Below are 21,556 nucleotides of genomic sequence, written 5' to 3'. Positions count from 1 at the left end.
GGGAGAGCCGAGATGGCGCATATCGTAGAAGTGCCGGTGCTGGTGGTGGGCGCCGGGCCGGTCGGCGTGACGCTGGCCAATCTGCTGGGCAGCTATGGCGTGGAAACGCTGGTGCTGGAACGCAACCAGGACGTGCTGGACTATCCGCGCGCGGTGGGCCTGGATGACGAGGCCATGCGCACCTTCCAGAGCGCGGGCCTGGCCGATGAGATGCTGCGCGACATGATCCAGAACGTGCCCATGCGCATGTACACGCGGACCAAGCGCTGCTTTGCCGAGATCCTGCCGGCCACGCGCGAGTTCGGCTGGTATCGCCGCAACCTGTTTTCGCAGCCGCTGGGCGAGCGGACGCTGCGCGCCGGGCTGCGGCGCTTTCCCCATGTGACGCTGGAACTCGGCGCGGAGCTGCTGTCGCTGACGCAGGACGAGCGCGGCGTCACGGTGCGGGTGCGCGATGCCGAGGGCGCCGAGCGCGAGATCCGCGCGCAATACCTGCTGGCCGCCGACGGCGGGCGCAGCACGGTACGCGAGCGCATCCTGCAATTGCCCTTCGACGGCAACACGCATCCGCGCAAATGGGTGGTCATCGAATGCGACCAGGATCCCCTGGACGCGCCTTACACCGCGCTGCATTGCGAGCCGCGCCGCCCCTACGTCTGCCTGCGCCTGCCTTATGGCCTGCGGCGCTGGGAGTTCATGCTGTTTCCCGGAGAGGACGGCGAGCAGATGCTGCAGCCGGACAAGGTGCAGGAACTGCTGCGCCACCATGTGGCCGATCCGGCCAGGCTCAATGTCATCCGCGCCCGCGTCTATACCCACAATTCGCGGGTGGCGCGCAGCTTCGTCTCGGGCCGGCTCTGCCTGGCGGGCGATGCCGCGCACCTGACTCCGCCCTGGATCGGCCAGGGCCTGAACGCCGGCCTGCGCGATGCCTTCAACCTGGCCTGGAAGGTGGCCTGGATCGTGCAGGGCCGCCTGGACCCGGCTGCCTTGCAGAGTTACCACGATGAACGCCACAGCCATGCCCGCGCCATGATCTCGCTGGCCGACATGTTCGGCGCCATGCTGTCGCAGACCAATCCCGTGCTGGCGGCGCTGCGCGACACGTTCTTCCTGTCGATCCGGAACATTCCGAAAATTCGCGACTATGTGCTGCAGATGAAGTTCAAGCCCATGCCGCGCTATAGCCGCGGCGTGGTGGGCGACAGCGCCGACAAGACGCAGCGCGAGTGCATCGGCCGCATGTTCATCCAGCCGCTGGTGGAATGCGAGAACGGCGCCACGCAGCGCCTGGACGAGGCGCTGGGGGCGGGTTTCGCCCTGATAGGGTGGCGACGAGATCCGCGCGCCGGGCTGCCGCCGGCCCTGCGCGCGCAGCTCGACAAGCTGGGCTGCCGCTACGTGGCGGCGCAGCGCGCGCGTAGCGGCTGCGATCCCGACGAGCTGCAAGCCGGGGCCTTGCCCGTGCTGCAGGACACGGAAAACGCGCTGCACTTCTGGTTCCAGCGCACCCGCGCGGACTGGGTGCTGGTGCGTCCGGACCGTTACGTCGCGGCGCTGGGCCGGCGCGAGGACGCGGCCGACGCCCTCGGCCGCTACGCCGCCCGCTTCGTGCCGGGCGCCGCCCAGGCCGCCGGCCAGCCGGTGGCGCAGGCAAGCAGTCCGGCGCACGCGCCCGGGGCCATCCTGAACGGAGCGCAGCCATGAACGCGCCTGCCCAAACCGGGAACGGCCCGGTCCGCAACGTGCTGTTCATCATGTGCGACCAGCTGCGCGCGGACCACCTGTCCTGTTATGGCGGGGCGGGCGCCTTGCGCACGCCCCACATCGACCGGCTGGCGCGCATGGGCGTCCAGTACGACCGGGCCTACGTGACTTCCGCCGTCTGCGGTCCGTCGCGCGCGTCCTACTACACCGGCCGCTATCCGCTGTCGCACCGAGTCACCTGGAACCGCGTGCCGCATCCGGTGGACGAATGGTGCCTGGGTGAATACCTGGCCCAGGCCGGACTGCCGCTGCACCTGTTGGGCAAGACGCACTTCGTGCCCGACCGCGCCGGATTGCGGGGCAAAGGCTATGCGTCCGAGGACGAACAACGTTTCCTGCAGGGCGGCTTCGTGCCCATCGAGCGCTACGACGGCCATTTCGAACTGGCCAAGGACAGCCCGTACCGCCGCTACCTGCGCGAACGGGGCTACGACAGCGAACGGCCCTGGGAAGACTACGTGGTGGGCAGCCAGGCCGCCGACGGCAGCATCGCCAGCGGCTGGCTGATGCGCAACGCGCCGCTGCCCGCCCGGGTGGACGCGGCCGACTCCGAGACGGCCTATCTCACGGACCGCGCCCTGGATTTCATGCAGAAGCAGGGCGACAAGCCCTGGGCGCTGCATCTTTCCTACATCAAGCCGCACTGGCCGTACAAGGCGCCGGCGCCTTACCACGCCATGTATGGCGCGGAAGACTGCGCGCCGCCGGTGCGCTCGCAGGCGGAACGGGAACGCCCGCATCCGGTGCATGGCGCCTACCAGCGGCTGGAAGAGTCGGAGTCCTTCGCCCGCGACGAAGTCTGGCGCGGCATACGGCCGGTCTACATGGGGCTGGTCAAGCAGATCGACGACCAGATCGGCCGGCTGCTGGACTACCTGGAGCGCAGCGGCAGGCTGAAGGACACGCTGATCCTCTTCACCTCGGACCACGGCGACCACCTGGGCGACCACTGGCTGGGCGAAAAGGAGTACTTCTACGAGAGCGCGATGCGCGTGCCTTGCCTGGTCCATGACCCGGCGTCCGCCGCCGACGCGACCCGCGGCACGCGCAGCGACGCTTTCGTTGAATGTATCGACATCGTCCCCACGGTGCTGGAGGCGCTGGCGCTGCCGGGGCAAGAACACCGCATCGAGGGCCGCTCGCTGCTGCCAGGCATCCGCGGAGAGTCCGACTCGGCGCCGCCCGCGCGCGAATACGTGGTGGGCAGCCTGGACTACGCCTACCGCGAGGCGCGCCTGTTCCTGGGACGCGGCGAGCGCGAGTGCACCGGTCTCATGGTGCGCGACGAGCGCTACAAGTATCTGCATTGGCAGGGCTATCCGGCGCAATTGTTCGACCTGCGCGACGACCCGGGCGAGCTGCATGACCTGGGCGCCGATCCGGGCATGGCGCCGGTGGCGGCGCGGATGCGCTCCGCGTTGCTGGATTGGCACGAGGGCCTGAAGCGCCGCGCCACCGAAACCGACGAGGAAGTACGCGAGCGCACGCATGCGCACGAACGGATGATGGGCATTCTGATCGGCCGCTGGTGAAGCGGACCGGTCCTGATCTGGATTTCCAGCCGCCCGGGTCCGTCCTGGCCCGTAGCGGCAACTCAGTCGCCGGACGCTTCCGGAACGACATATACAAGGGGAAGTACCATGGGATCGCCGTACCGTTGTTGTTTGCAACCCGTATTGTGGGCCGCGCTGGCGCTGTTGCCGGCCGCCCAGGCCGTGGCCCAGGCCTGGCCGTCGGACACCGTGAAGATCGTGGTGCCGTATCCGCCCGGCACCGAACCTGACGTGCTGGCGCGCGACCTGGGCAACCGCCTGTTCAAGGAGAGCGGCAAGACCGTGGTGGTGGAGAACCGCCCCGGCGCCAACGCCATCATCGGCAGCGACTACGTCGCCAAGGCGGCGGGCGACGGCCATACCCTGCTGATGGTGGACCGGCTGGCGCTGGAGACCAATCCCTTTCTGTACGCCAAGGTGCCGTATCGTTGGCAGGAAGATTTCAAGCCGGTCACCGACCTGGGCCAGGTGCAGCTGTACGTGGCGGTCAGCAATGCCTTTCCGGCCAAGACCTACAAGGAATTCATCGATTACGCCCGGGCCAATCCGCAGCGCATCAACGTCGGCACCGGCGGCCAGGGCCACGTGAACCATCTGGGCATGGCCATGTTGGCCAGCGCCGAAGGCGTGCAGTTCACCTATGTGCCGTTCAAGGGCGTGGCGCCGGCCATGACCGCGGCCATGGCGGGCGATGTGGACAGCGTCATGGCGGGCGGCCTGGCGGTGTCGGAACAATACAAGGCCGGCAAGATCCGCGTGCTGGTCGCCGGCGCCTCGCAGCGGGCCGCCATGATGCCCGACGTGCCGACGCTGCAGGAGGCGGGCGGCAAGGCCGGCAGCATCCCGTCCACGGTCTTTACCCTGTTCGCTCCGGGCAAGACGCCGGATGCGCTGGTGGCGCGGATCAACCAGGCGGTGACGGCGGTCACGGCGGATCCGGCCTTCCGCCAGACCTACGAAGCGCGCGGCCTGCTGGTGCGCGGCTCCACGCCCCAGGCCACGCTGGCGGCCATGAAGGAGGAGGCCGGCCGCTATGAAACGCTGATCAAGTCCGCTGGCATCAAGCCGGATTGAGCAAGGAGGCCGGGCGCCGCCGCGGGCGGCGTCCGGCTGCGTGGCAATCAATGCCGGGGCCGGCGTTACAGCGCCGCCAACAGCCGCTCCAGGAATGCATCGCACTCGGCGAGTTGCGCGCGCGAGATGAACTCGTCGGGCTTGTGGGCCTGCGTGATGGATCCCGGGCCGCACACCACCACCGGGACGTCCAGGCGCCGGGTGAACAGCCCGCCCTCGGTGCCGAAGGCCACCTTGGTCTTACCGGTGTCGGCGGGCAGCAGGGATTCCACGAAACGCACGGCCTCGCTGGCCGGGTGCGTGTCCAGGCCCGGGTAGGCATTGATCTGCTCTATCCGGACATCCGCGGCGGGCGCGCGCAGGCGGGCCTGAGCGCGGATGTCCTGGGCCGCCTGGCGCAAGGGCGCAAGCAGCGCGTCGGGATCGTCCTGCGCCAGATGCCGGATCTCGAAGTCGACCACGCACTCGTTGGGCACGATGTTCAAGGCCCGCCCGCCGTGGATGCAGCCCGCGTGGACGGTCGCGTAGGGCACCTCGTAGTCCGGGTCGCGCGCGCCATGGGCCTGCAGCTCGTCTTGCAGGGCGCGCATGGCGCCAACCATGTCGCACGCCAGATGGATGGCGTTCAGCGCCCGCGGCGCCAGCGCGGAATGGCCCTCGAGTCCCTGGCAGACGGCGCGCAAGGCCATCTTGCCCTTATGGCCGGTGGCGATCTGCATGGAGGTCGGTTCGCCCACGATGCACAGCGCGGGCCGGGTGGGCGCCATTTCCATGACGTCCAGCAGCCGGCGCACACCGACGCAGCCGATCTCCTCGTCGTAGGAGAGCGCCAGCTGCAGCGGCCGCCGCAACGGGCGCTTGCTGGCCAGCAGCATCGCGTTGACGGCACAGGCCACGAAGCCCTTCATGTCCGCCGCGCCGCGCCCGTACAACAGTCCGTCGCGCTCGGTCAGCGCGAAGGGCGGCACGGTCCAGGCCTGTCCGGCGGCGGGCACCACGTCGGTGTGTCCCGACAGCAGCACGCCCGGGACATCGGCGGGGCCGACGGATGCGTGCAGGTTGGCGCGGCTGCCGTCATCGCTGCGCACCAGCGTGCAGGCAATCCCGTGCGCCGACAGCAGTTCGCGCACGACCTCGATCAGCGCCAGGTTGGGCGTGAGGGTCACCGTGTCGAAGGCGATCAGGCGCGCCAGCAGCGCCTCGGAGGCGGTAGCCATGACGTCGCCGCCTCAGCCCGGAATCACGGCGGTAACGTCGATCTCCACCAGCCACTCGGGCCGGGCCAGCGCCGAAACCACGATGCCGGTGGAAACCGGAAAAACGCCCTTGAGCCAGCGGCCGACCACGGTGTAGACCTCTTCGCGATAGCGCACGTCGACCAGATAGACCGTGAGCTTGCAGATGTGCGAGAGTTCGCTGCCGCATTCCTGCAGCAGCATGGCGACGTTGGCCATGGCTTTTTCTGCCTGGGCGGCGACGTCGCCGACGCCCACCGATTCCCGGGTGTCCAGGTCCTGGCCGATCTGGCCGCGCAGGAACACCGTGTTGCCGGCGACCACGGCCTGGCACAGGTCGTTGTCCAGGCGTTGTTCGGGATAGGTTTCGCGGGTATTGAATTTGCGGATGCGGGTGTGGGCCATAGGAGTCCTGATGCAGCGGATGGATCTGGCGGCTATCCGGCCGTCAGTGGGGAAGGATCTTGGAAAGAAAACGGCGCGCCTGGGGGCTGGCCGCGTCGCGGAAGAAGCTGTCCGTGGGGCTGTCCTCGATGATGGCGCCGTCTTCCATGAAGACCACGCGATTGGCCACGCGGCGCGCGAAGCCCATTTCGTGGGTCACGACCATCATGGTCATGCCTTCCTCGGCCAGCTCCACCATCACGTCCAGCACTTCATTGACCATCTCGGGGTCCAGCGCGGAGGTCGGCTCGTCGAACAGCATGGCCATCGGATCCATCGAGAGCGCGCGGGCGATGGCCACGCGCTGCTGCTGGCCGCCCGATAACTGTCCCGGGTGCTTGCCGGCATGGGCGGACAGGCCCACGCGTTCCAGCAGCGCGCCGGCCTTGGCGCGGGCGGAGCCGATGTCTCGCCCCAGCACGATCTGCTGCGCCAGGGTCAGGTTGCGCATGATGTCCAGGTGGGGAAACAGCTCGAAGTGCTGGAACACCATGCCGACCTTGGTGCGCAGCTTGGGCAGGTCGGTGGCGCCCGTCACGGAGGCGCCGTCGATCAGGATGTCGCCGGCCTGGATCGGTTCGAGCGCGTTGACGGTCTTGATGAGGGTGGATTTGCCCGAGCCGGACGGCCCGCAGACCACCACGATCTCGCCCCGGTTCACGCGCGTCGAGCATTGCTTGAGCACCTGATGGCTGCCGTAGAACTTGTCCACGCCGCGGATTTCGATGATGGGGGCGGGCGCGTTCATTTGTCGTAATGCCCCGCGCGGATGGACGCGCCGATGAGGTTGAGGATCAGCCTGCCCGCCGTGATGCAGGAAATCTGGTTGAGGTCTTTTTCGGGCTGGATTTCGACGATGTCCATGCCCACCACGCGGCCCTTGCGCACCAGGCCGTGGATCAGCTTGCGGGCCTGGACGAAGGTGACGCCGCCCGGCGCGGGGCCGGCGACGGCTGGCATGGTGGCGGGGTCCATGCCGTCGGCGTCGATGGTCAGGTAGTAGTTGCCTCCGTCCGGAATGCGCTCGAGCACCGCGTCCATGCCGATGTCATGCAGTTCGTAGGCGGTGACCAGTTCGGCGCCATAGGCGCGCGCCGCGTCCAGTTCCTCCGGGCGGCCGCTGCCCTGGGCGCGCAGGCCGATCTGGATGATGCGGTCCACGTGCGCCATCTCGGAGGCGCGCCGGATGGGGCTGGACAGCCCGTCGCGCACGCCGTTGACGTCGTCGCGCCAGTCCAGGTGGGCGTCGATGTGCACCAGCGTGATCGGACCCTGCTGGTCCAGGCCGCGCAGGACGGGCGTGGTGATGCCGTGGTCGCCGCCCAGCACGATGGGCACGGCTCCCGCGGCGGCGATGCGGCGCACCGCGGCCTCGGCGCGTTCATAGTGTTCGCCGCGGGGCTTGGACAGGTCGGGGATGATGTCGCCGCAATCCACGAAGCGGATGTCGTCGCGGCCTTGCAGCAGCGGCCCGTCGATATCGAAATCGTAGTGGCCCGGGCGGCGCACCACGCGGTCGGTCGCCTGGCGGATGGCCGTGGGCGCATTGGTCTGGTCGTTGCTGAAGTCCGCGGCCGAATAGGGCGAGCCGTAGGGCATGCCCAGCACGGCGACATCGGCCTGCAGGTTGTCCAGGTCCAGCGCCAGCGTGGAGTACAGCAGGGTGGGGTGGCCGATGCGGGGAGGGACCGTATAGGTGCTCATGTTCTCGTTTCCTTGATGGTGGGAGGATCAGGCCTGGCGCGTCTTGCGGCGGACCAGGGTTTCCAGGCGGCGGCCCGTGCCGGCCATCAGCACGCTGCACACCCAATAGATGAGGGCGGTGGTGCCCAGCACTTCCAGGTAGGCGAAGGTGTTGGCCGTGAGCAGGTTGCTCTGGTAAGTCATTTCCGGCAGGCTCATCACCGAGAAGATCGCCGAGTCCTTGAACATCATGATGACCAGGCTGGTGGTGGGCGGGATGAGAAAGCCGAACAGCTGTGGCACGACGATGTGGCGCTGCGTCTGCCAGTAGGTCATGCCCAGCGACAGGGCCGCGCTGGATTGGCCGCGCGGCACGCTCTTCAACCCGGCGCGCAGCACCTCGCAGAAGTACCCGCCGGTGTAGAAGGCGGTGCAGCCGATGGCGACCGACATGGCGGAGGCCGGAACCCCCAGTTTGGGCAGACCGAAGAACGACAGGTACACGAGGATCAGGTACGGAATGTTGCGCACCAGTTCCACGTAGGCCAGCGCCACGGGCCGCAGCAAGCCGCGGGACTGCGCGGCATAGGCCGCGATCGTGCCGATCAGGATGCCCAGCGGAATGCCGATAAGGCTGACCAGAGCGGTGATCCGCAGGCCCTTGAGCAGGACGGGGACGGACTGCCCGACGATAGAGAGATCAATGGGCATTGGGCAGCATCCTCGACACGCGGCGCTCGCACAGGCGCGAGGCGGCCGACAGGCAGAAAAGAATGATGAAGTACACCGCGGCCGTCACGGTGAACACCTGCAACGGCAGATCGCTTTGCAGCGTGGCGTTGCGCGCGACCGTGGCCAGCTCCGGAACGGCGATGATGGACATCAGCGACGAGGCCTTCAAAAGTATGGTGAGTTCGCTGGTCAAGGGCGGGATGGCGCGGTAGAACACCTGCGGCAGCAGCACGTGCCGCCAGATCTGCCGGCTGCGCATGCCGAGCGCGCGCGCGGCCGCCACCTGGCCGGGCGACAGCGTGCCCAACGCCCCGCGCAGGATCTCGACGATATAGGCGCTGGTGTTACAGGCCAGCGCGCCGATCCCGGCCGCCAGCGGCGACACGGAGATGCCCAGCAGGGGCGGCACCACGTAGTAGGCGATCAGCATATGGATGAGCGCGGGCGTGCCCCGTATGGCGCTGACCCAGAGCATGACCAGCCCGCGCACGGGCGCGTAGGGCGACAAGCGCGCCAGCAGCAGCGCGACCCCCAGGCAGATGCCGATGGCGAACGCCGCCACCGATGCCGCCAGGGTGATCGCCGTGCCCGAGACGACACCGTGCAGGAACGGCGCCAGGGCGCCGTTCTGATTCAACCAATCCAGCATGGGAGGTCCGCCTAGATCGCGCCGTCAGGCAGGTAGTTGGCGCGCGGCGTGTCCATGGGGGCGCCGAACCACTTCTTCTGCAGCTCCAGCAGTTGGTTGCTGGCGCGCAGTTCGTCGAAGGTGTCGTTGATGAACTGGCGGATCTCCAGGTCCTTGGGGTTGGCGACCCATGCCAGCAGCTTGGCCTGGCCGATCTCGCCGGCAATGCGGAATGCGCCCGGCTGCTTGCGCATCTGCACGGCGGCGATGTTCGAGGGCATCAGCGCCACGTCCACGGTCTTGTTGGCCAGCGCGTTGGAGACGTCCGGGTAGGCCTGGAACAGCTTGGTGTCGGCGTAGCCCTTGCCGTTCTTTTCCTTCAGGCGCTTTTCGAATTCCTCGGCCACCGGCTGGGAAGACGAGCCCATCTGGGTCCCGATGATCTTGCCGGCGATATCCATGTCCTGCTTGATGGAGGCGTCGTCCACCCGCACCATCAGCACCGAGCGCACCACGCCCACGGGTTGGGTGAAGGCGAAGCGGCGGGCGCGTTCGGGGGTGATGCCCACGCTGGTCGCGACGAAATCGAACTTGCGCGACATCAGGCCCGGCAACAGGCCCTGGAACGGCAGGTTCATCTGTTCCAGCTGCACGCCGAGCTTGGCCGCCATGAGCTGCAGCACGTCGTGGCCATAGCCCACGACCTTGCCGTTTTCGACGAATTCGAATGGTTCGTAGGCGGCTTCGGTGCCCACGGTCAGCTTGCCGCGCTTCTTGATGTCGGCCAGCGATCCGCCCTCGGCGTAGGACAGCGAGGGCAGGGCCAGCGTGGCCCCGGCTGCGAGCGTGGTCGCGACAAAACGCCTTCTGGACAGGTTCTGCATGATTTTTCCCTTGTATGTCGTCATGGTTCCGGCACTGGGCCGGCGAATATTCCTTGCGGAATGTGCCGGGGTCTGCGCCCCTGGACGCCAGTGCTGGACCCACTGTATCTGCCGGGTTGGGTCGTGAAAAATGATTTTTTTAGTGGTATGGTTTCGAAAATCGATACCTTTTCAGAGCCGCTGCCTTGTCCCGTCCCGAGTTCACCGAACGCGACCTGCGTTCCCTGCGGATCTTCTGCGCCGTGGCCCAGGCCAACGGCTTCGCGGCGGCGGAAAAGCAGCTGCACATGTCCAAGGCGTCCATCAGCCGGCACGTGCGGGAGGTCGAGGAAACCCTGGGAGTGCGGCTGTGCGACCGCGGCCCCTCGGGCTTCGAACTCACGCAAGCGGGCAAGGTCGCCCTGGAACTGGCGCGCGATGCCCTGAAATCGCTGGAAAGGATCCGTCCCGAAATCGATGCGGTGCGCGGCGTGCTGTCAGGCACCTTGTCCATCGGCATGGTCGAGCACGTCATTACCGACGCCGACTGCCATATCCCCGAAGCCCTGGCGGCCATGCGCCTGGAGGCGCCCGACGTCAAGGTCGAACTCACCGTCATGACCTTCAACGAGCTGGACCAGGCGCTGCGCGAGCGGCGGGTGCAGATCGCCATCCGCGGCATGTACCGGCGGGAAAGCGGCTTCAACTACCAGCGGCTGTTCATCGAGCGGCACCAGATCTTCGTGGCGCGCGGCAGCGTGCGCCTGGCCCGCGACCTGCCGCTGGTCTACCGCTCGCATCCGTTCGTGCACGACGCGCTGGGCGCCTATGGCTTTGCCCGCGGGCCGGAGGCTACCGGGCTGGAGGCCATCGCCATGCTGGTGTCGTCCGGCCATTGCGTGGGCTTGCTGCCCGCCCACTACGCCGATTCGGTCTCGCGCCGCCACGCCCTGACCCGCCTGCCGGGCGGACCCACCTACGAGAACACCCTCTGCGCGATTACCGAGGTGTCGCGCCCCGGCTCGCGCGCCGTGGAGCTGTTCCTGCGCCTGCTGGAGCGTTTCCACCCGGCGCAATAGCGGACGTCACCCCGGGCCTGCGCCCGTAGTCGGCGGGGAGGCTAAAATACCGGCTCGCGGCTTTTTGACTGGCCATTCCGGCATTCTTCATTCCTGCGCCCGGCGCATCCATAACGATGAAAAAACTGACAGCTGTACTCCTCGCTTCCGCAACCGCGCTGCTCACGGCTTGCGGCCCCAGCGACAATGCGCCCGCCGCCGCCGGTGCGCAGGCGCCCGCCGCCGTCAAGAAGGTCGTGGTCGGCCTGGATGACAACTTCCCGCCCATGGGTTTCCGCGATTCGAACAACCAGATCGTCGGTTTCGACATCGACATGGCCAAGGAAGCCAGCAAGCGCCTGGGCCTGGAAGTGGAGTTCAAGCCCATCGACTGGAGCGCCAAGGAAGCCGAACTCAACGGCAAGCGCGTCGACGTGCTGTGGAACGGCCTGACCATCACCGAAGAGCGCAAGAAGAATATCAGTTTCACCGCGCCCTACATGGCCAACCACCAGATCATCATCGTCGGCAACGCGTCCCCGGTGAAGCTCAAGGCTGACCTGGCCGGCAAGGTCGTCGGCGCCCAGGACGGCAGCAGCGCCACCGACGCCATCGCCAAGGATCCGGTCGCGGCCCAGATCAAGGAAGTCAAGAAGTTCGGCGACAACGTCACCGCGCTGATGGACCTGGCCGCCGGCCGCCTGGACGCCATTGTGGTGGACGAAGTGGTGGGCCGCTACCTGATCAGCAAGCGCGCCGGCGAGTACCGCGTGCTGGACGAGAACTTCGGCACCGAGGACTACGGCGTCGGCGTGCGCAAGGACGACACCGAGCTGCTGGGCAAGCTGGACAAGACCCTGGATTCGATGAAGCAGGACGGCACCGCCGGCCGCATCGCCACCCAGTGGTTCGGCGCCAACATCATCAAGTAAGGGGCGGGCGGCGCCCGCGGCCCTCCGGCCCGGGCGCGCCGGCAGTATTTCGCAGCCCGCCGCGGCGCCGATGCGCCTGGCGGGCTTACTCATGAAACGATCTTGCCCTGGCGTCCACGGACGCTGACGGCGCGAACCCACGGCATGGACTACGTACTCTCCCTATTGGGGCCATTGGCGCAAGGCGCGAAAGTCACCTTGACGCTGTTTTTCATCACGCTGGCGCTGGCCGTCCCGCTGGGCCTGGTGCTGGCGCTGGTGCGGATCTCGAAGTGGCGGCTGGCCAGCAGCCTGGTCAATGGCTATATCTGGCTCATGCGCGGCACGCCGCTGATGCTGCAGATGCTGTTCATCTACTTCGCGCTGCCGTTCGTGCCGGTGATCGGCATCCGCCTGCCGGACTTTCCGGCCGCCGTGGTGGCCTTCGCGCTGAACTATGCGGCTTATTTCGCCGAGATCTTCCGCGCCGGCATCCAGTCGGTGGACCGCGGCCAGTACGAGGGCAGCAAGGTGCTGGGCATGACCTATCTGCAGACGCTGCGCCGCATCGTGCTGCCGCAGATGGTGCAGCGGGTGCTGCCGCCCATGAGCAACGAGACCATCACCCTGGTCAAGGACACCTCGCTCATCTACGTGCTGGCGCTCAACGACATCCTGCGCACGGCGCGCGGCATCGTGCAGCGTGACTTCACGACCACGCCGTTCCTGGTCGCCGCCGCCTTCTATCTCATCATGACGCTGATCCTGACGTGGTTCTTCCAGCACATGGAAAAGCGCTATGCCAAATATGACCAGTAATTCTCCGTCCGCGCGTCCCGTCATGATCGAGGCCCGCGAGATCATCAAATCCTTCGGCTCCAACCGCGTGCTGGACCGGGTGTCGCTGACCCTGGGCCAGGGCGAAGTGGTGGCGGTGATCGGGCCGTCCGGTTCCGGCAAGAGCACCTTCCTGCGTTGCCTGAACCACCTGGAAACCATAGACGAGGGCAGCATCGAGGTCGAAGGCGAGGCCATGGCCCGCGCTGTGCCCGGCGGGCACAGCCAGTACGCCAGCGACGCCGACGTGCGCCGCATCTGCCGCAAGATGGGCATGGTGTTCCAGTCGTTCAACCTGTTCCCGCACATGACGGTGCTGCAGAACATCATCGAGGCGCCCATCACCGTCAAGGGCATGGCCCGCGCCCAGATCGTGCCCAAGGCGGAAGAGCTGCTGCGCAAGGTCGGCCTGCTGAACAAGCGCGACAACTATCCGACGCGCCTGTCCGGCGGCCAGAAGCAGCGCGTGGCGATCGCCCGCGCGCTGGCCATGGAGCCGGACATCATGCTGTTTGACGAGCCCACCTCGGCGCTGGATCCGGAACTGACCGGCGAAGTGCTGCGCACCATGAAGCAGCTGGCCGACGAACGCATGACCATGCTGGTCGTCACCCACGAAATGGGCTTTGCGCGCGAAGTCGCGCACCGGGTCATCTTCATGGACGAAGGCCGCATCATCGAGGAAGCGCCTTCGGCCGATTTCTTCCGCGCGCCGCGCGAGGCTCGCAGCCGCGAGTTCCTGGCGCATATGCTCTGAAGCGCCTGCGTTGCAGGAAAAAGCCCGCTTAGGCGGGCTTTTTCATTTCACAAGGCTGCTTGTCACTGCGCGGCGATGCCCAAGGAAGAGCGGACCGTCTCTGCAATGAGGGCAAAGGGCAGCTTCTGGGCGCTGCGCGGGAGCTTGACGGAACTGAAGCCGTCGGCCAGCCAGCCCTGCACGGCCTGGTCCGGACGCTCTTGCGGGGAGGCCGCCGCCACTGCCTTGGGTACGGAGATGGCAAGCAACAAGGACTCTTTCTTCGCGTAGTACCTGGCGGTGGAGGAAAAGCCCTCTGGTCCGTAGTCGGTGATGCTGCCGCCGATCCACATCTCTACGTCAATGGTCCGCAGGCCGGCGACCGCCAGGTCGGCCAGCGCGGACTTCAGCCTGGGCCGGAGCAGGACGATTCCGGCGAGCCAGGACACGCCTGCCTCTGGGCCGCCCATTCTTCCACTCAAGGAAACTTCCATTGACACTCCTGAAAAGCTAGCGTGCGCGCCGGGGCACGACCATGGGGCTGCCGGTCTCGGGATCGGGCATGACGCGGCAATCCAGATCGTAGACCTGGCGCATCATGTCCTCGGTCAGGACTGAATCGGAATCTCCGTGCACCGCGATCCGCCCATCGCGCATCATCACGATCCTTTCGGCGTAGCGCAAGGCCAGGTTGAGGTCATGCAGGACCACTACCAGCGTGCGCCCGGCGCGGTGCAGCCGGGCGCACAGCTCCAGCAGGTCCAGCTGGTGGCGGATGTCCAGGAACGTGGTGGGTTCGTCGAGCAGCATGATGCCGGCTTCCTGGGCCAGCACCAGCGCCAGCCAGGCGCGCTGGCGTTGGCCGCCGGAGAGCGTGTGCACGGGCTGCGCGGCAAGTGCGTCCAGATCCGTGGCCGCGAGAGCGGCATCGACGGCGCTGGCGTCCGCAGCCGACCATTGCCGCAACAGGGACTGATGGGGATAGCGGCCACGGGCAACAAGGTCGCGCACGGTGACCATCTCGGGCGCAATCGGATTCTGCGGCAGGTAGGCCAGGCGGCGCGCCACCGATTTTCGGCGCAGGGTGGCGAGGTCGGCGCCGTCGAGCAGGGCCTGGCCACGGCCGGGAGGCAGGGCGCCGCCCAACACGCGCAAGAGCGTGGATTTGCCGCAGCCGTTGGGCCCCAGGATCACGGTGAACGAGGCCGGCGCAATGTCCAGCGTCAAACCGTCCAGCACGCGGCGGGCGCCGTAGGACAGGCTTACGTCCCGGAGCTGGAGGGCGGGTGGGGGCATCGCGGTAGTCACGTCGAAACCTTGCGCCATTCGAGCAGCAGCAGAAATGCGAGATAGAGGCCGCCGATGCCGGCGGTAAGAACGCCTACCGGCAAGCCGTTGGCGCCAGCCGAACGCGACAGCAGATCCGCGCCTGCCAGCAGCACGGCGCCGGTCAATGCGGCCAGCAGGGGCTGCGGGCCGCTGGCCGGGACGCAGCGCCGCGCGATCTGCGGGGCCGCAAGCGCGATGAAGGCGATGGGACCGGCCACGCTGACGGCCGCGGCGGCGGCCAGCACGGCCAGCAGCGTCGCCGCGAGCCGGCTCGGTCCAGGGGCGACGCCCAAGGCGTGCGCCACGTCGTCGCCCATTTCCAGCAGCCGCAGGCGCGCGCCCAGGGCGAGCGCCAAGGGCAGCAGGACCACGCAGGCCGCGGCGATCAACGCAACATCGTTCCAGGTCTTGCCGGCCAGATTGCCATTGAGCCAGGTTGCGGCCAGGTGCGCCTGTTCGCGGCGCAGATTGGAGAGGCCGTATTGCACGAAGGCGAAGGCGATGGCGGCCACCGCGATGCCCGCGACCACCATGCGATGGGGCGCGGAAAACCCCGCGCCGGAGCCGAACCAGACGCCCGCCGTCGCCAGCAGCGCGCCGCCCGCGGCGCCCCACGCCAGCGGCATCGCGCCCGGCCAGACCATCGTCACCGCCACCGCGCCTGCCGAGGCGCCCGCGGTGAGGCCGATGATGTCGGGACTGCCCAGCGGGTTGCGGGTAATGCTTTGGAACAATGCGCCCGACAGGGCCAGCGCGGCGCCGGCGCCCAGCGCGGCCAGGGCGCGCGGCAGCCTGACGGTGTAGACCAGCCAGTGCTCGATCGCCGTGCCGCCGCCCGCCAGGATGCGTCCAATCCGGGACCACGCGGGTCCTTGCTCTCCCGTCAACAGGGCGCCCGCGATCGACGCAATGGCCAGCGCCGCCAGCAGCAAGGCGTAGGCCAGCGCGCGTGGCGAGCAGGGAAGCGACAGCCAGGCGCCGACGCGCAGCGTTCGCCGCCGGCCGCTCACGGGCGGCTCCCAGGCTGGCGGCGCAACGCAGCCAACAGGAACGGTGCGCCGAGGAACGCGGCCACCACGCCGGTCAGCAGCTCTGCCGGCGCCCGCAGCAGGCGCGCCAGGATGTCGGCCGCGAGCATCAGGATGGGACCCAGCAGCAGGCAGTAGACGAGTTGCCAGCGCAGGTCGGGACCGCCGATACGGCGGGCGATATGCGGAACCGCCAGGCCAACGAAGGCAATAGGGCCCGCAGCCGCGGTGGCGGCGGCGGCCAGGACAGCCACGCTGAGCAGGCCCAGGGCGCGGTAAAGCCCGGCGCGCACCCCGAGCGCCCGGGCAAGCGCTTGCCCCAGCGCCAGGACGTTCAAGGGCCGGGCCAGTGCCAGCGCCAGCAGCAGGCCGGCGCCGATGTAGGGTGCGGCCCGGGCCACTTCGGCCATGGAGCGTCCCGCCAGCGAGCCGACGGCCCAGAAGCGATAGGCGTCGAAAATGTCCTCGCGCAGCAAGGCCACGGCCTGCACATAGGCGAACAGCACCGCGTTGACCGCCGCGCCGGCCAGGATCAGGCGCACCGGTTGCAGGCCCCGGCCGCCCGCGCCGATCAGGTAGACGGCCACTGCCGCGGCCAGTGCGCCGGGCAGGGCCGCCCAGAACGGATGGGCCGGCAGGCCGCCGAGCGCGAGGGCGGCGGTCACGATGGAGGCGGCGGCGCCGGCGTTGACGCCCAACAGCCCGGGCTCCGCCAGCGGATTGCGGGTCAGGGCCTGGATCAGCGCGCCGGCCACGGCCAGCGCCGCGCCGGTCAGCATGGCCAGCAAGGTGCGCGGCACGCGCGAGGCGACCACCAGGGCGGCGTAACCGTCATCGGGCCGGAGCAGGGCTTGCCAGACCGAGCCGGGCGACAGGTTGCGTGAACCGAGCCAGAGGCTGCCCAGGGTGGCGGCGGCCAGCAACAGACAGGCCGCGCCGAGGCCGGCTGCATGGGCCGACTTACTCATTCTGGGTTCCGGTTCTGGCTTTGGCCCGCTCGGCTGCCGCGGCCAATGCCGGCGCCAGCCTGCCCAGCATCCACGTCACGGCCAGCGGCGTGCCCGAGGACGAGGCCATGATCAGCGCCGGGTCGCTCAGCGCCACGTAGGCGCCGCGCTTCACGGCGGGTATGGAGGCGAACAGCGGCAGCGCCGCGGTCCGGTCGCGTTCCTGGGGGGTGTAGAACCAGGACACGAGCACGTCGACGTCGCCCAGCGCGTCCGCATGCTCGAAACCCAGGTAGTGGGCGAAATGGCCGGCGCTGGCGTGCAGGCCCTGCATGGACGGCGCCAGTGTCAGGCCCATGGCGGCAATCGTGTCCACGCGCGGATCACCCGCCACATAGGCCGCGAAATTGCCCGAGCCCAGGTCGGCGCGCACATAGGCGAAGGTCTTGCCGGCCAGCACGGGGTGGTCGCGCGTGGCCTGCGCCAGTGCGCCGCGGATCTGCGCCTTGAGCGCCGCAGCCTGTTCGCGCCGGCCCAGCGCGGCGGCGATCAGGTCGATCTGCGTATCCACCGGAGTCAGGAATGGCTGTTCCGGATAGGCCACCACCGGCACCAGCCGCGACAGCTGCGCATAGGCCTCGGCGCCGACGCCGGAAAAAGGCGCCAGCACCACGTCCGGGCGCAACGCGACGATGGCTTCGACGTCCAGCTCCGGAAACATGGCGATGGCCTGTGGCAGCGGCGCGCCGCGGGCCTCGATCGCCGCACGCACCCAGGGCCAGTAGTGGTCGGCGTCGCCGCCCCAGTCGGCGCGGCCCACGCCCACCGGCACCACGCCCAGCGACAGCGCCAGATCGTCGGCGCCCAGGCCCAGCGTGACCACGCGTTGCGGTGGCGCCGCGATGACGGCGCGGCCCAGGGCGCTGTCTAGCGTGACCGGAAAACCATCGGTTTGGGCGGCCGGTGGTGTTGGAGCGGCCGGTGCATCGGCAGCGCGGTCGCAGGCCGCCAGGGCGAGCGCGGCCAGGCAGGCCGCGCCGGCCCGCAGGATCGTATGCTTGAAGCGTGAGAGGCTCAGACGCATCGTGCCGGCAATTCCCCCGATCAATACTGGGCCCTGAGCGTCAGCATCACGTTGCGGGGCGCGCCCCACCAGCCCTGGCTGAAGAAGCCGATCTGGTCGTAATACTTCTTGTCGAACAGGTTGTTGACGTTGAGGGTGGCCGAGACCTGCTTGCTGAATTCGTAGCGCGCCATCAGGTTCACCAGCATGTAGCTGCCTTGCTCCACGTCGACGTTGCCGCGCGGGCTGGCGGCGGACTGGTACATGCGGCTTTGCCAGTCCACGCCGCCGCCCACCGTCAGCCGGTTCAGGTCGCCGGGCAGGCGGTAGGTGCTGTAGAGCTTGAACAGGCTGCGCGGATGGCTGGTGTTGATGGGCTTGCCGTCGGCGGCCTTGGCGGTGAAGTGCGTGTAGCTGGCGGCGATGTTCCAGTTGGGCATGATCTGCCCGGTGGTTTCCAGTTCGAAGCCCTCGACCTTGGCCCCGGATATGGCGCGGTAGGCCTGCGTGCCGGGCATGCCTATGACCGACTCGCCGGGTATGGCCTGGGCCAGGTTGTTCTGGCGGGTCTGATACAGCGACACGGCCGCGTCCAGCAGGCCATCCAGATAAGAAGCCTTCAGGCCGATCTCGTAGCTCTTGCCGTCGATGGGCGGCAGGATGGAGCCGCTGGGCGAACGCGCATTCTGCGGCTGGAAGATCTCGGTGTAGCTGGCGTAGGCCGTGTAGGTCTTGTTGATGTCGTAGATCAGGCCCGCGTACGGCGTGAACTGGTCGTTGATCTTGTATTGGCGCTTGCTGCCGAAGTAGGTCTGGTTCGTCTCCCAATTGCTCCAGCGTCCGCCCACGATCAGGTGCAGCGGATCGGCCAGCGAGAAGCGGCCCACGGCGTAGGTCCCGGTCTGCTTGACGCGCATGTCGTCGGCGGGCGTCTTGCGGCTGGACCAGCTGGGTTCGGCGATATGGTCCTGGCGCCAGTCGAAGAAGCTGCCGATGGCGGGCTTGGCGCCGACCATGAGGTACTGGCCGATGTCGCTGTGGTCGTCCACGCTCATCCAGCCCAGGGCCAGTTCGTGCTTGCGGCCGAATAACTGGAACGGGCCCGACAGCGTCAGGTTGATGTCGTCGCGCGAGCGGTCGCCATCGTAGTTGTTGAAGCTGCTGCTCATGCCCGTGCCGCTGGTCCGGTCCGGATAACCGCCGCGGTAGAGCTGCTTCATGCGGTACTCGCCCTCATTGTGGCTATAGGCGGCGCGCGCCTTCCAATCGTTGGCGAAGCGGTGGCTCAGGTCCACGAAGGTGGTGGTCGATTCGGTATCGATGCGTGCCCAGCGCGTGTTGTTGGCCACGGACCGGTTGAAGTCGGTGCGTGAGCCATCCGAATAGAACAGCGGAAAACCGCTGCCGAACCCGTTGCTCTGGTTGCGCTGATACTCCAAGCCGATGGTGAGCAGCGTGTCGGGAGTGAGGTCGGCGCTGATGACGCCGTACAGCGTGCGCTTGCGCGAATCCAGGAACGTAACGTAACTGTCGCCCTGGCTGTAGGCGGCGACGAAGCGCGAACGGATGCGTCCGTTCTCCGTCAGCGGCACGGACAGGTCGGCGTCGCCGCGCACGTAGTCCCAACTGCCGGCGCTGGCGCTGCCGGATAGTGCGAACTCGCGCAGCGGCTTCTTGCGGATGAAGTTCACCGCGGCGGACGGATTGCCCGAACCGGTCATCAGGCCGGTGGCGCCGCGCACGATTTCCACGCGGTCGTAGATGGCGGCGTCCATGTCGGTGGAACCGTAGTTCCATTGGCTCAGGATCGGGGCGTTCAGGCCGTCGAACTGGAAATTGTCTATCGCGAAGCCGCGCGCGGAGAACGACAGGCGGTTGCTGTCGCTGCGCGTGACGGAGATGCCTGGCGCGCTGGCCAGGATGGAACCCGTGTCCTGCAAACCCTGATCCTCGATCTGCTGGCGCGTCACCACGCTGACCGATTGCGGGGTTTCCCGCGGCGACAGCGTCAGGCCGGTTGCGGTGCTCATGGCCTCGGTGTTGTAGGCATGGGTGCCTTCGGTGGTGCCGGGCATGCCGGCGCCCCTGACCGTGACGGCGGGAAGTTCGACGGTCTTGTCGGGGGCAGATGAGGCGCTGGATTGCGCGTTGGCGGCGTGGTGGGGCAAGGCTGAGCACAGCAAGGCCGTGTGGACGGCCAGGGTAAGCAGATTCGCCCGGCGCGTAAGCGTGCGCGAGGGGGACAGTGCGGGGGACATGAACACAAGCTCCAGCTGAAAAATTTGGTAATGAGAATTATTGTTTTTGCAGGAGACTTGAACGTATGCCGGAAGATGCGATGCGTATGCCGAACGCCGCCGCATCAACCGGATCGGGCGTCCGCCAAAGGCGCGGACTGCCGTTGCAGCCAGGCCCAGCCTGCGGCGCTCGCGGCGACGCAGGCCAGCATCGCAAGAGCGAGGCCCAGGGGCCGGCCGTAGATCAGCGGCACGCCCCAGCCGCTGGCTACCGAGAAGGCCAGCATCTGGACGAAGCCGAGCACCGAGGCGGCGGTGCCGGACAGCCCTGGCGCACGGGCCAGGATGTGCAGGGTCATGGCCGGGACGCACATGGCCAGGCCGCAGGTGTAGAGGGCGGGCAGGATGACCGCCCAGGGCAAGGCCGGCTGCCCGGCGCCTGCGGCGTATATGACGCTTGCGAGGCAACTGCCGCCCATCAGCAGGTACGCCAGCCCGGTGATGCGGTGGTCTGTCCAGCGCCCGGCCTTGCGCGCCGCGAACAGCGCGCCCGCCATGGCGCCGATCACGAGCGGCACGAACAGATACGCGAAATCCGTTTCGGGCAGGCCCAGGACGTTGGCGATGAAGTCCGGCGCGGCGCCGATGAGGAAACCCTGGGCCGCGAAGATCAGGCTGAAAGCGGCGGCGAGTGCGGTGAATCGCCGGTCCGCAAGGAGCGCGCCGTAGCCGCAAGCCAGTGCGCGCCACGACAACGGCCTGCGCCGGCTGGCGGGTAGGGTCTCGGGGAGTCTCCAGGCGCACAGCGCCCAGGCCGTCGCGGCCAGGGCGGCGAGCATCAGGAAGACGGCGCGCCAGCCCAGCTGCGCCGCCAACTGGCCGCCGGCGATGGGCGCCAGGGCCGGCGACAGATTGAACACCAGGATGAGATAGGACATGACGCGCTGCGCCGCCGGCCCTTCGTAGCAGTCGCGCACGATGGCCTGGCCCACCACGATGCCGGCGCCGGCGGACAGGCCTTGCAGCGCCCGCGCCGCCAACAGCCAAGCGAAGCTCGGCGCGGCGGCGGCCAGCGCGCTGCCGCCGATGTAGCAGAGCAGCGTCGCCAGGATGACGCGGCGCCGGCCCAGCGAATCCGACAGCGTGCCATGCAGCAGCAGCATCGCCGCGTAGCAGAACATGTAGACGCCCAGGGTCAGTTGCACGGTTTCCTGCGGCACGCCGAATTCCCGCTCGAGCGCGGCGAAGGCGGGCAGATAGGCGTCGATGGTGGCGGGCGCCACGCAGGCCAGCAGGCCCAGCATCAGCACCATCATGGGAAAGGAAGTCGGTTTGTCGGGGCGGGGCACGGCAGCGTCCGGGGCAGGAGCTTCCCGGGGCGGGAAGCGTGGTCCCATGGTCGCCCGCCAGCCGCGGTCGGATGAATGGACA

21 protein-coding genes are annotated in these 21,556 nt (G+C 68.1%); 7 read left to right on the top strand and 14 right to left on the bottom strand.

Annotated features, from left to right (window positions below; translation table 11 throughout):
• Positions 1-12: 12 nt before the first annotated feature.
• The 3 genes from FOC84_RS30455 (at position 13) to FOC84_RS30445 (ending at position 4,394) form a co-directional block, all read left to right on the top strand.
• Positions 13-1,707 carry a bifunctional 3-(3-hydroxy-phenyl)propionate/3-hydroxycinnamic acid hydroxylase gene (locus FOC84_RS30455; protein WP_173148911.1) on the top strand — a complete coding sequence of 565 codons (1,695 nt, stop codon included), beginning with the start codon at positions 13-15 and terminating at the stop codon, positions 1,705-1,707.
• Entirely contained in the window at positions 1,704-3,299 is a 1,596-nt protein-coding gene (locus FOC84_RS30450) for a sulfatase-like hydrolase/transferase (RefSeq protein ID WP_173148909.1), read from the top strand. The genes FOC84_RS30455 and FOC84_RS30450 overlap by 4 nt, the downstream gene beginning before the upstream one ends.
• A gap of 132 nt (positions 3,300-3,431) precedes the next feature.
• Positions 3,432-4,394, top strand: a complete 963-nt coding sequence (locus FOC84_RS30445; protein WP_254241825.1) for a Bug family tripartite tricarboxylate transporter substrate binding protein — start codon at positions 3,432-3,434, stop codon at positions 4,392-4,394.
• A gap of 65 nt (positions 4,395-4,459) precedes the next feature.
• Here the strand turns inward: FOC84_RS30445 and argE are convergent, their stop codons facing one another.
• The 7 genes from argE to FOC84_RS30410 are packed head-to-tail and all read right to left on the bottom strand — an operon-like array spanning position 4,460 to position 10,000.
• Positions 4,460-5,611 carry an acetylornithine deacetylase gene (argE, locus tag FOC84_RS30440; protein ID WP_173148905.1) on the bottom strand — a complete coding sequence of 384 codons (1,152 nt, stop codon included), beginning with the start codon at positions 5,609-5,611 and terminating at the stop codon, positions 4,460-4,462.
• A 12-nt stretch (positions 5,612-5,623) separates the two neighbouring features.
• On the bottom strand, positions 5,624-6,034 hold the full coding sequence (locus FOC84_RS30435) for a RidA family protein (RefSeq protein WP_173148903.1): 411 nt from the start codon (positions 6,032-6,034) through the stop codon (positions 5,624-5,626).
• 43 nt (positions 6,035-6,077) lie between these two features.
• The gene (locus FOC84_RS30430) at positions 6,078-6,821 is read right to left on the bottom strand and encodes an amino acid ABC transporter ATP-binding protein (protein WP_088140319.1); all 744 of its coding nucleotides are present in this window, start codon (positions 6,819-6,821) and stop codon (positions 6,078-6,080) included.
• Positions 6,818-7,777 (bottom strand): agmatinase, encoded by a 960-nt coding sequence (locus tag FOC84_RS30425; protein WP_173148901.1) that lies wholly within the window; start codon positions 7,775-7,777, stop codon positions 6,818-6,820. Before FOC84_RS30425 ends, FOC84_RS30430 begins: the two co-directional genes overlap by 4 nt.
• Before the next feature lie 27 nt (positions 7,778-7,804).
• On the bottom strand, positions 7,805-8,467 hold the full coding sequence (locus FOC84_RS30420) for an amino acid ABC transporter permease (RefSeq protein ID WP_173148899.1): 663 nt from the start codon (positions 8,465-8,467) through the stop codon (positions 7,805-7,807).
• Positions 8,457-9,137, bottom strand: coding sequence for an amino acid ABC transporter permease (locus tag FOC84_RS30415; protein WP_173148897.1), 681 nt, complete (start codon positions 9,135-9,137; stop codon positions 8,457-8,459). The genes FOC84_RS30420 and FOC84_RS30415 overlap by 11 nt, the downstream gene beginning before the upstream one ends.
• Before the next feature lie 11 nt (positions 9,138-9,148).
• Positions 9,149-10,000, bottom strand: a complete 852-nt coding sequence (locus FOC84_RS30410) for a transporter substrate-binding domain-containing protein (RefSeq protein ID WP_173148895.1) — start codon at positions 9,998-10,000, stop codon at positions 9,149-9,151.
• A 185-nt stretch (positions 10,001-10,185) separates the two neighbouring features.
• On the opposite strand from FOC84_RS30410, the gene FOC84_RS30405 reads away from it, so the two are divergent.
• The 4 genes from FOC84_RS30405 to FOC84_RS30390 all read left to right on the top strand — a co-directional run bounded on the left by FOC84_RS30405 (position 10,186) and on the right by FOC84_RS30390 (position 13,542).
• Positions 10,186-11,058 (top strand): LysR family transcriptional regulator, encoded by an 873-nt coding sequence (locus tag FOC84_RS30405; RefSeq protein WP_173148893.1) that lies wholly within the window; start codon positions 10,186-10,188, stop codon positions 11,056-11,058.
• Between the two features lie 116 nt (positions 11,059-11,174).
• Positions 11,175-11,969, top strand: a complete 795-nt coding sequence (locus FOC84_RS30400; protein WP_173148891.1) for an amino acid ABC transporter substrate-binding protein — start codon at positions 11,175-11,177, stop codon at positions 11,967-11,969.
• A 144-nt stretch (positions 11,970-12,113) separates the two neighbouring features.
• The gene (locus FOC84_RS30395) at positions 12,114-12,767 is read left to right on the top strand and encodes an amino acid ABC transporter permease (RefSeq protein WP_054454544.1); all 654 of its coding nucleotides are present in this window, start codon (positions 12,114-12,116) and stop codon (positions 12,765-12,767) included.
• A gap of 22 nt (positions 12,768-12,789) precedes the next feature.
• Positions 12,790-13,542, top strand: coding sequence for an amino acid ABC transporter ATP-binding protein (locus tag FOC84_RS30390; protein ID WP_173150518.1), 753 nt, complete (start codon positions 12,790-12,792; stop codon positions 13,540-13,542).
• A gap of 62 nt (positions 13,543-13,604) precedes the next feature.
• On the opposite strand, the gene FOC84_RS30385 is transcribed toward FOC84_RS30390, so the two are convergent.
• The 7 genes from FOC84_RS30385 to FOC84_RS30355 form a co-directional block, all read right to left on the bottom strand.
• Complete coding sequence (locus FOC84_RS30385) at positions 13,605-14,015, bottom strand: hypothetical protein (protein WP_173148889.1); 411 nt, start codon at positions 14,013-14,015, stop codon at positions 13,605-13,607.
• Positions 14,016-14,031: 16 nt separating this feature from the next.
• Positions 14,032-14,817 carry an ABC transporter ATP-binding protein gene (locus FOC84_RS30380; RefSeq protein WP_217278780.1) on the bottom strand — a complete coding sequence of 262 codons (786 nt, stop codon included), beginning with the start codon at positions 14,815-14,817 and terminating at the stop codon, positions 14,032-14,034.
• A gap of 8 nt (positions 14,818-14,825) precedes the next feature.
• Complete coding sequence (locus FOC84_RS30375; RefSeq protein WP_173148885.1) at positions 14,826-15,860, bottom strand: iron chelate uptake ABC transporter family permease subunit; 1,035 nt, start codon at positions 15,858-15,860, stop codon at positions 14,826-14,828.
• Complete coding sequence (locus FOC84_RS30370; RefSeq protein WP_173148883.1) at positions 15,857-16,846, bottom strand: FecCD family ABC transporter permease; 990 nt, start codon at positions 16,844-16,846, stop codon at positions 15,857-15,859. Before FOC84_RS30370 ends, FOC84_RS30375 begins: the two co-directional genes overlap by 4 nt.
• Positions 16,839-17,909: an ABC transporter substrate-binding protein gene (locus FOC84_RS30365; protein WP_173148881.1), complete on the bottom strand. Its 1,071-nt coding sequence runs from the start codon at positions 17,907-17,909 to the stop codon at positions 16,839-16,841. Before FOC84_RS30365 ends, FOC84_RS30370 begins: the two co-directional genes overlap by 8 nt.
• A gap of 20 nt (positions 17,910-17,929) precedes the next feature.
• A complete protein-coding gene (gene fauA, locus FOC84_RS30360) occupies positions 17,930-20,146 on the bottom strand; it encodes a TonB-dependent alcaligin siderophore receptor FauA (protein WP_173148878.1) in 2,217 nt (738 codons plus the stop codon).
• A gap of 104 nt (positions 20,147-20,250) precedes the next feature.
• Complete coding sequence (locus FOC84_RS30355; protein ID WP_173150516.1) at positions 20,251-21,441, bottom strand: multidrug effflux MFS transporter; 1,191 nt, start codon at positions 21,439-21,441, stop codon at positions 20,251-20,253.
• Positions 21,442-21,556: the final 115 nt, after the last annotated feature.

Source organism: Achromobacter pestifer, assembly GCF_013267355.1.
In the GTDB taxonomy this organism is placed as follows: Bacteria; Pseudomonadota; Gammaproteobacteria; order Burkholderiales; family Burkholderiaceae_B; genus Achromobacter; species Achromobacter pestifer_A.
The sequence above is the reverse complement of the archived record's forward strand: the minus strand, read 5'-3'. Positions and strand labels throughout refer to the sequence as shown.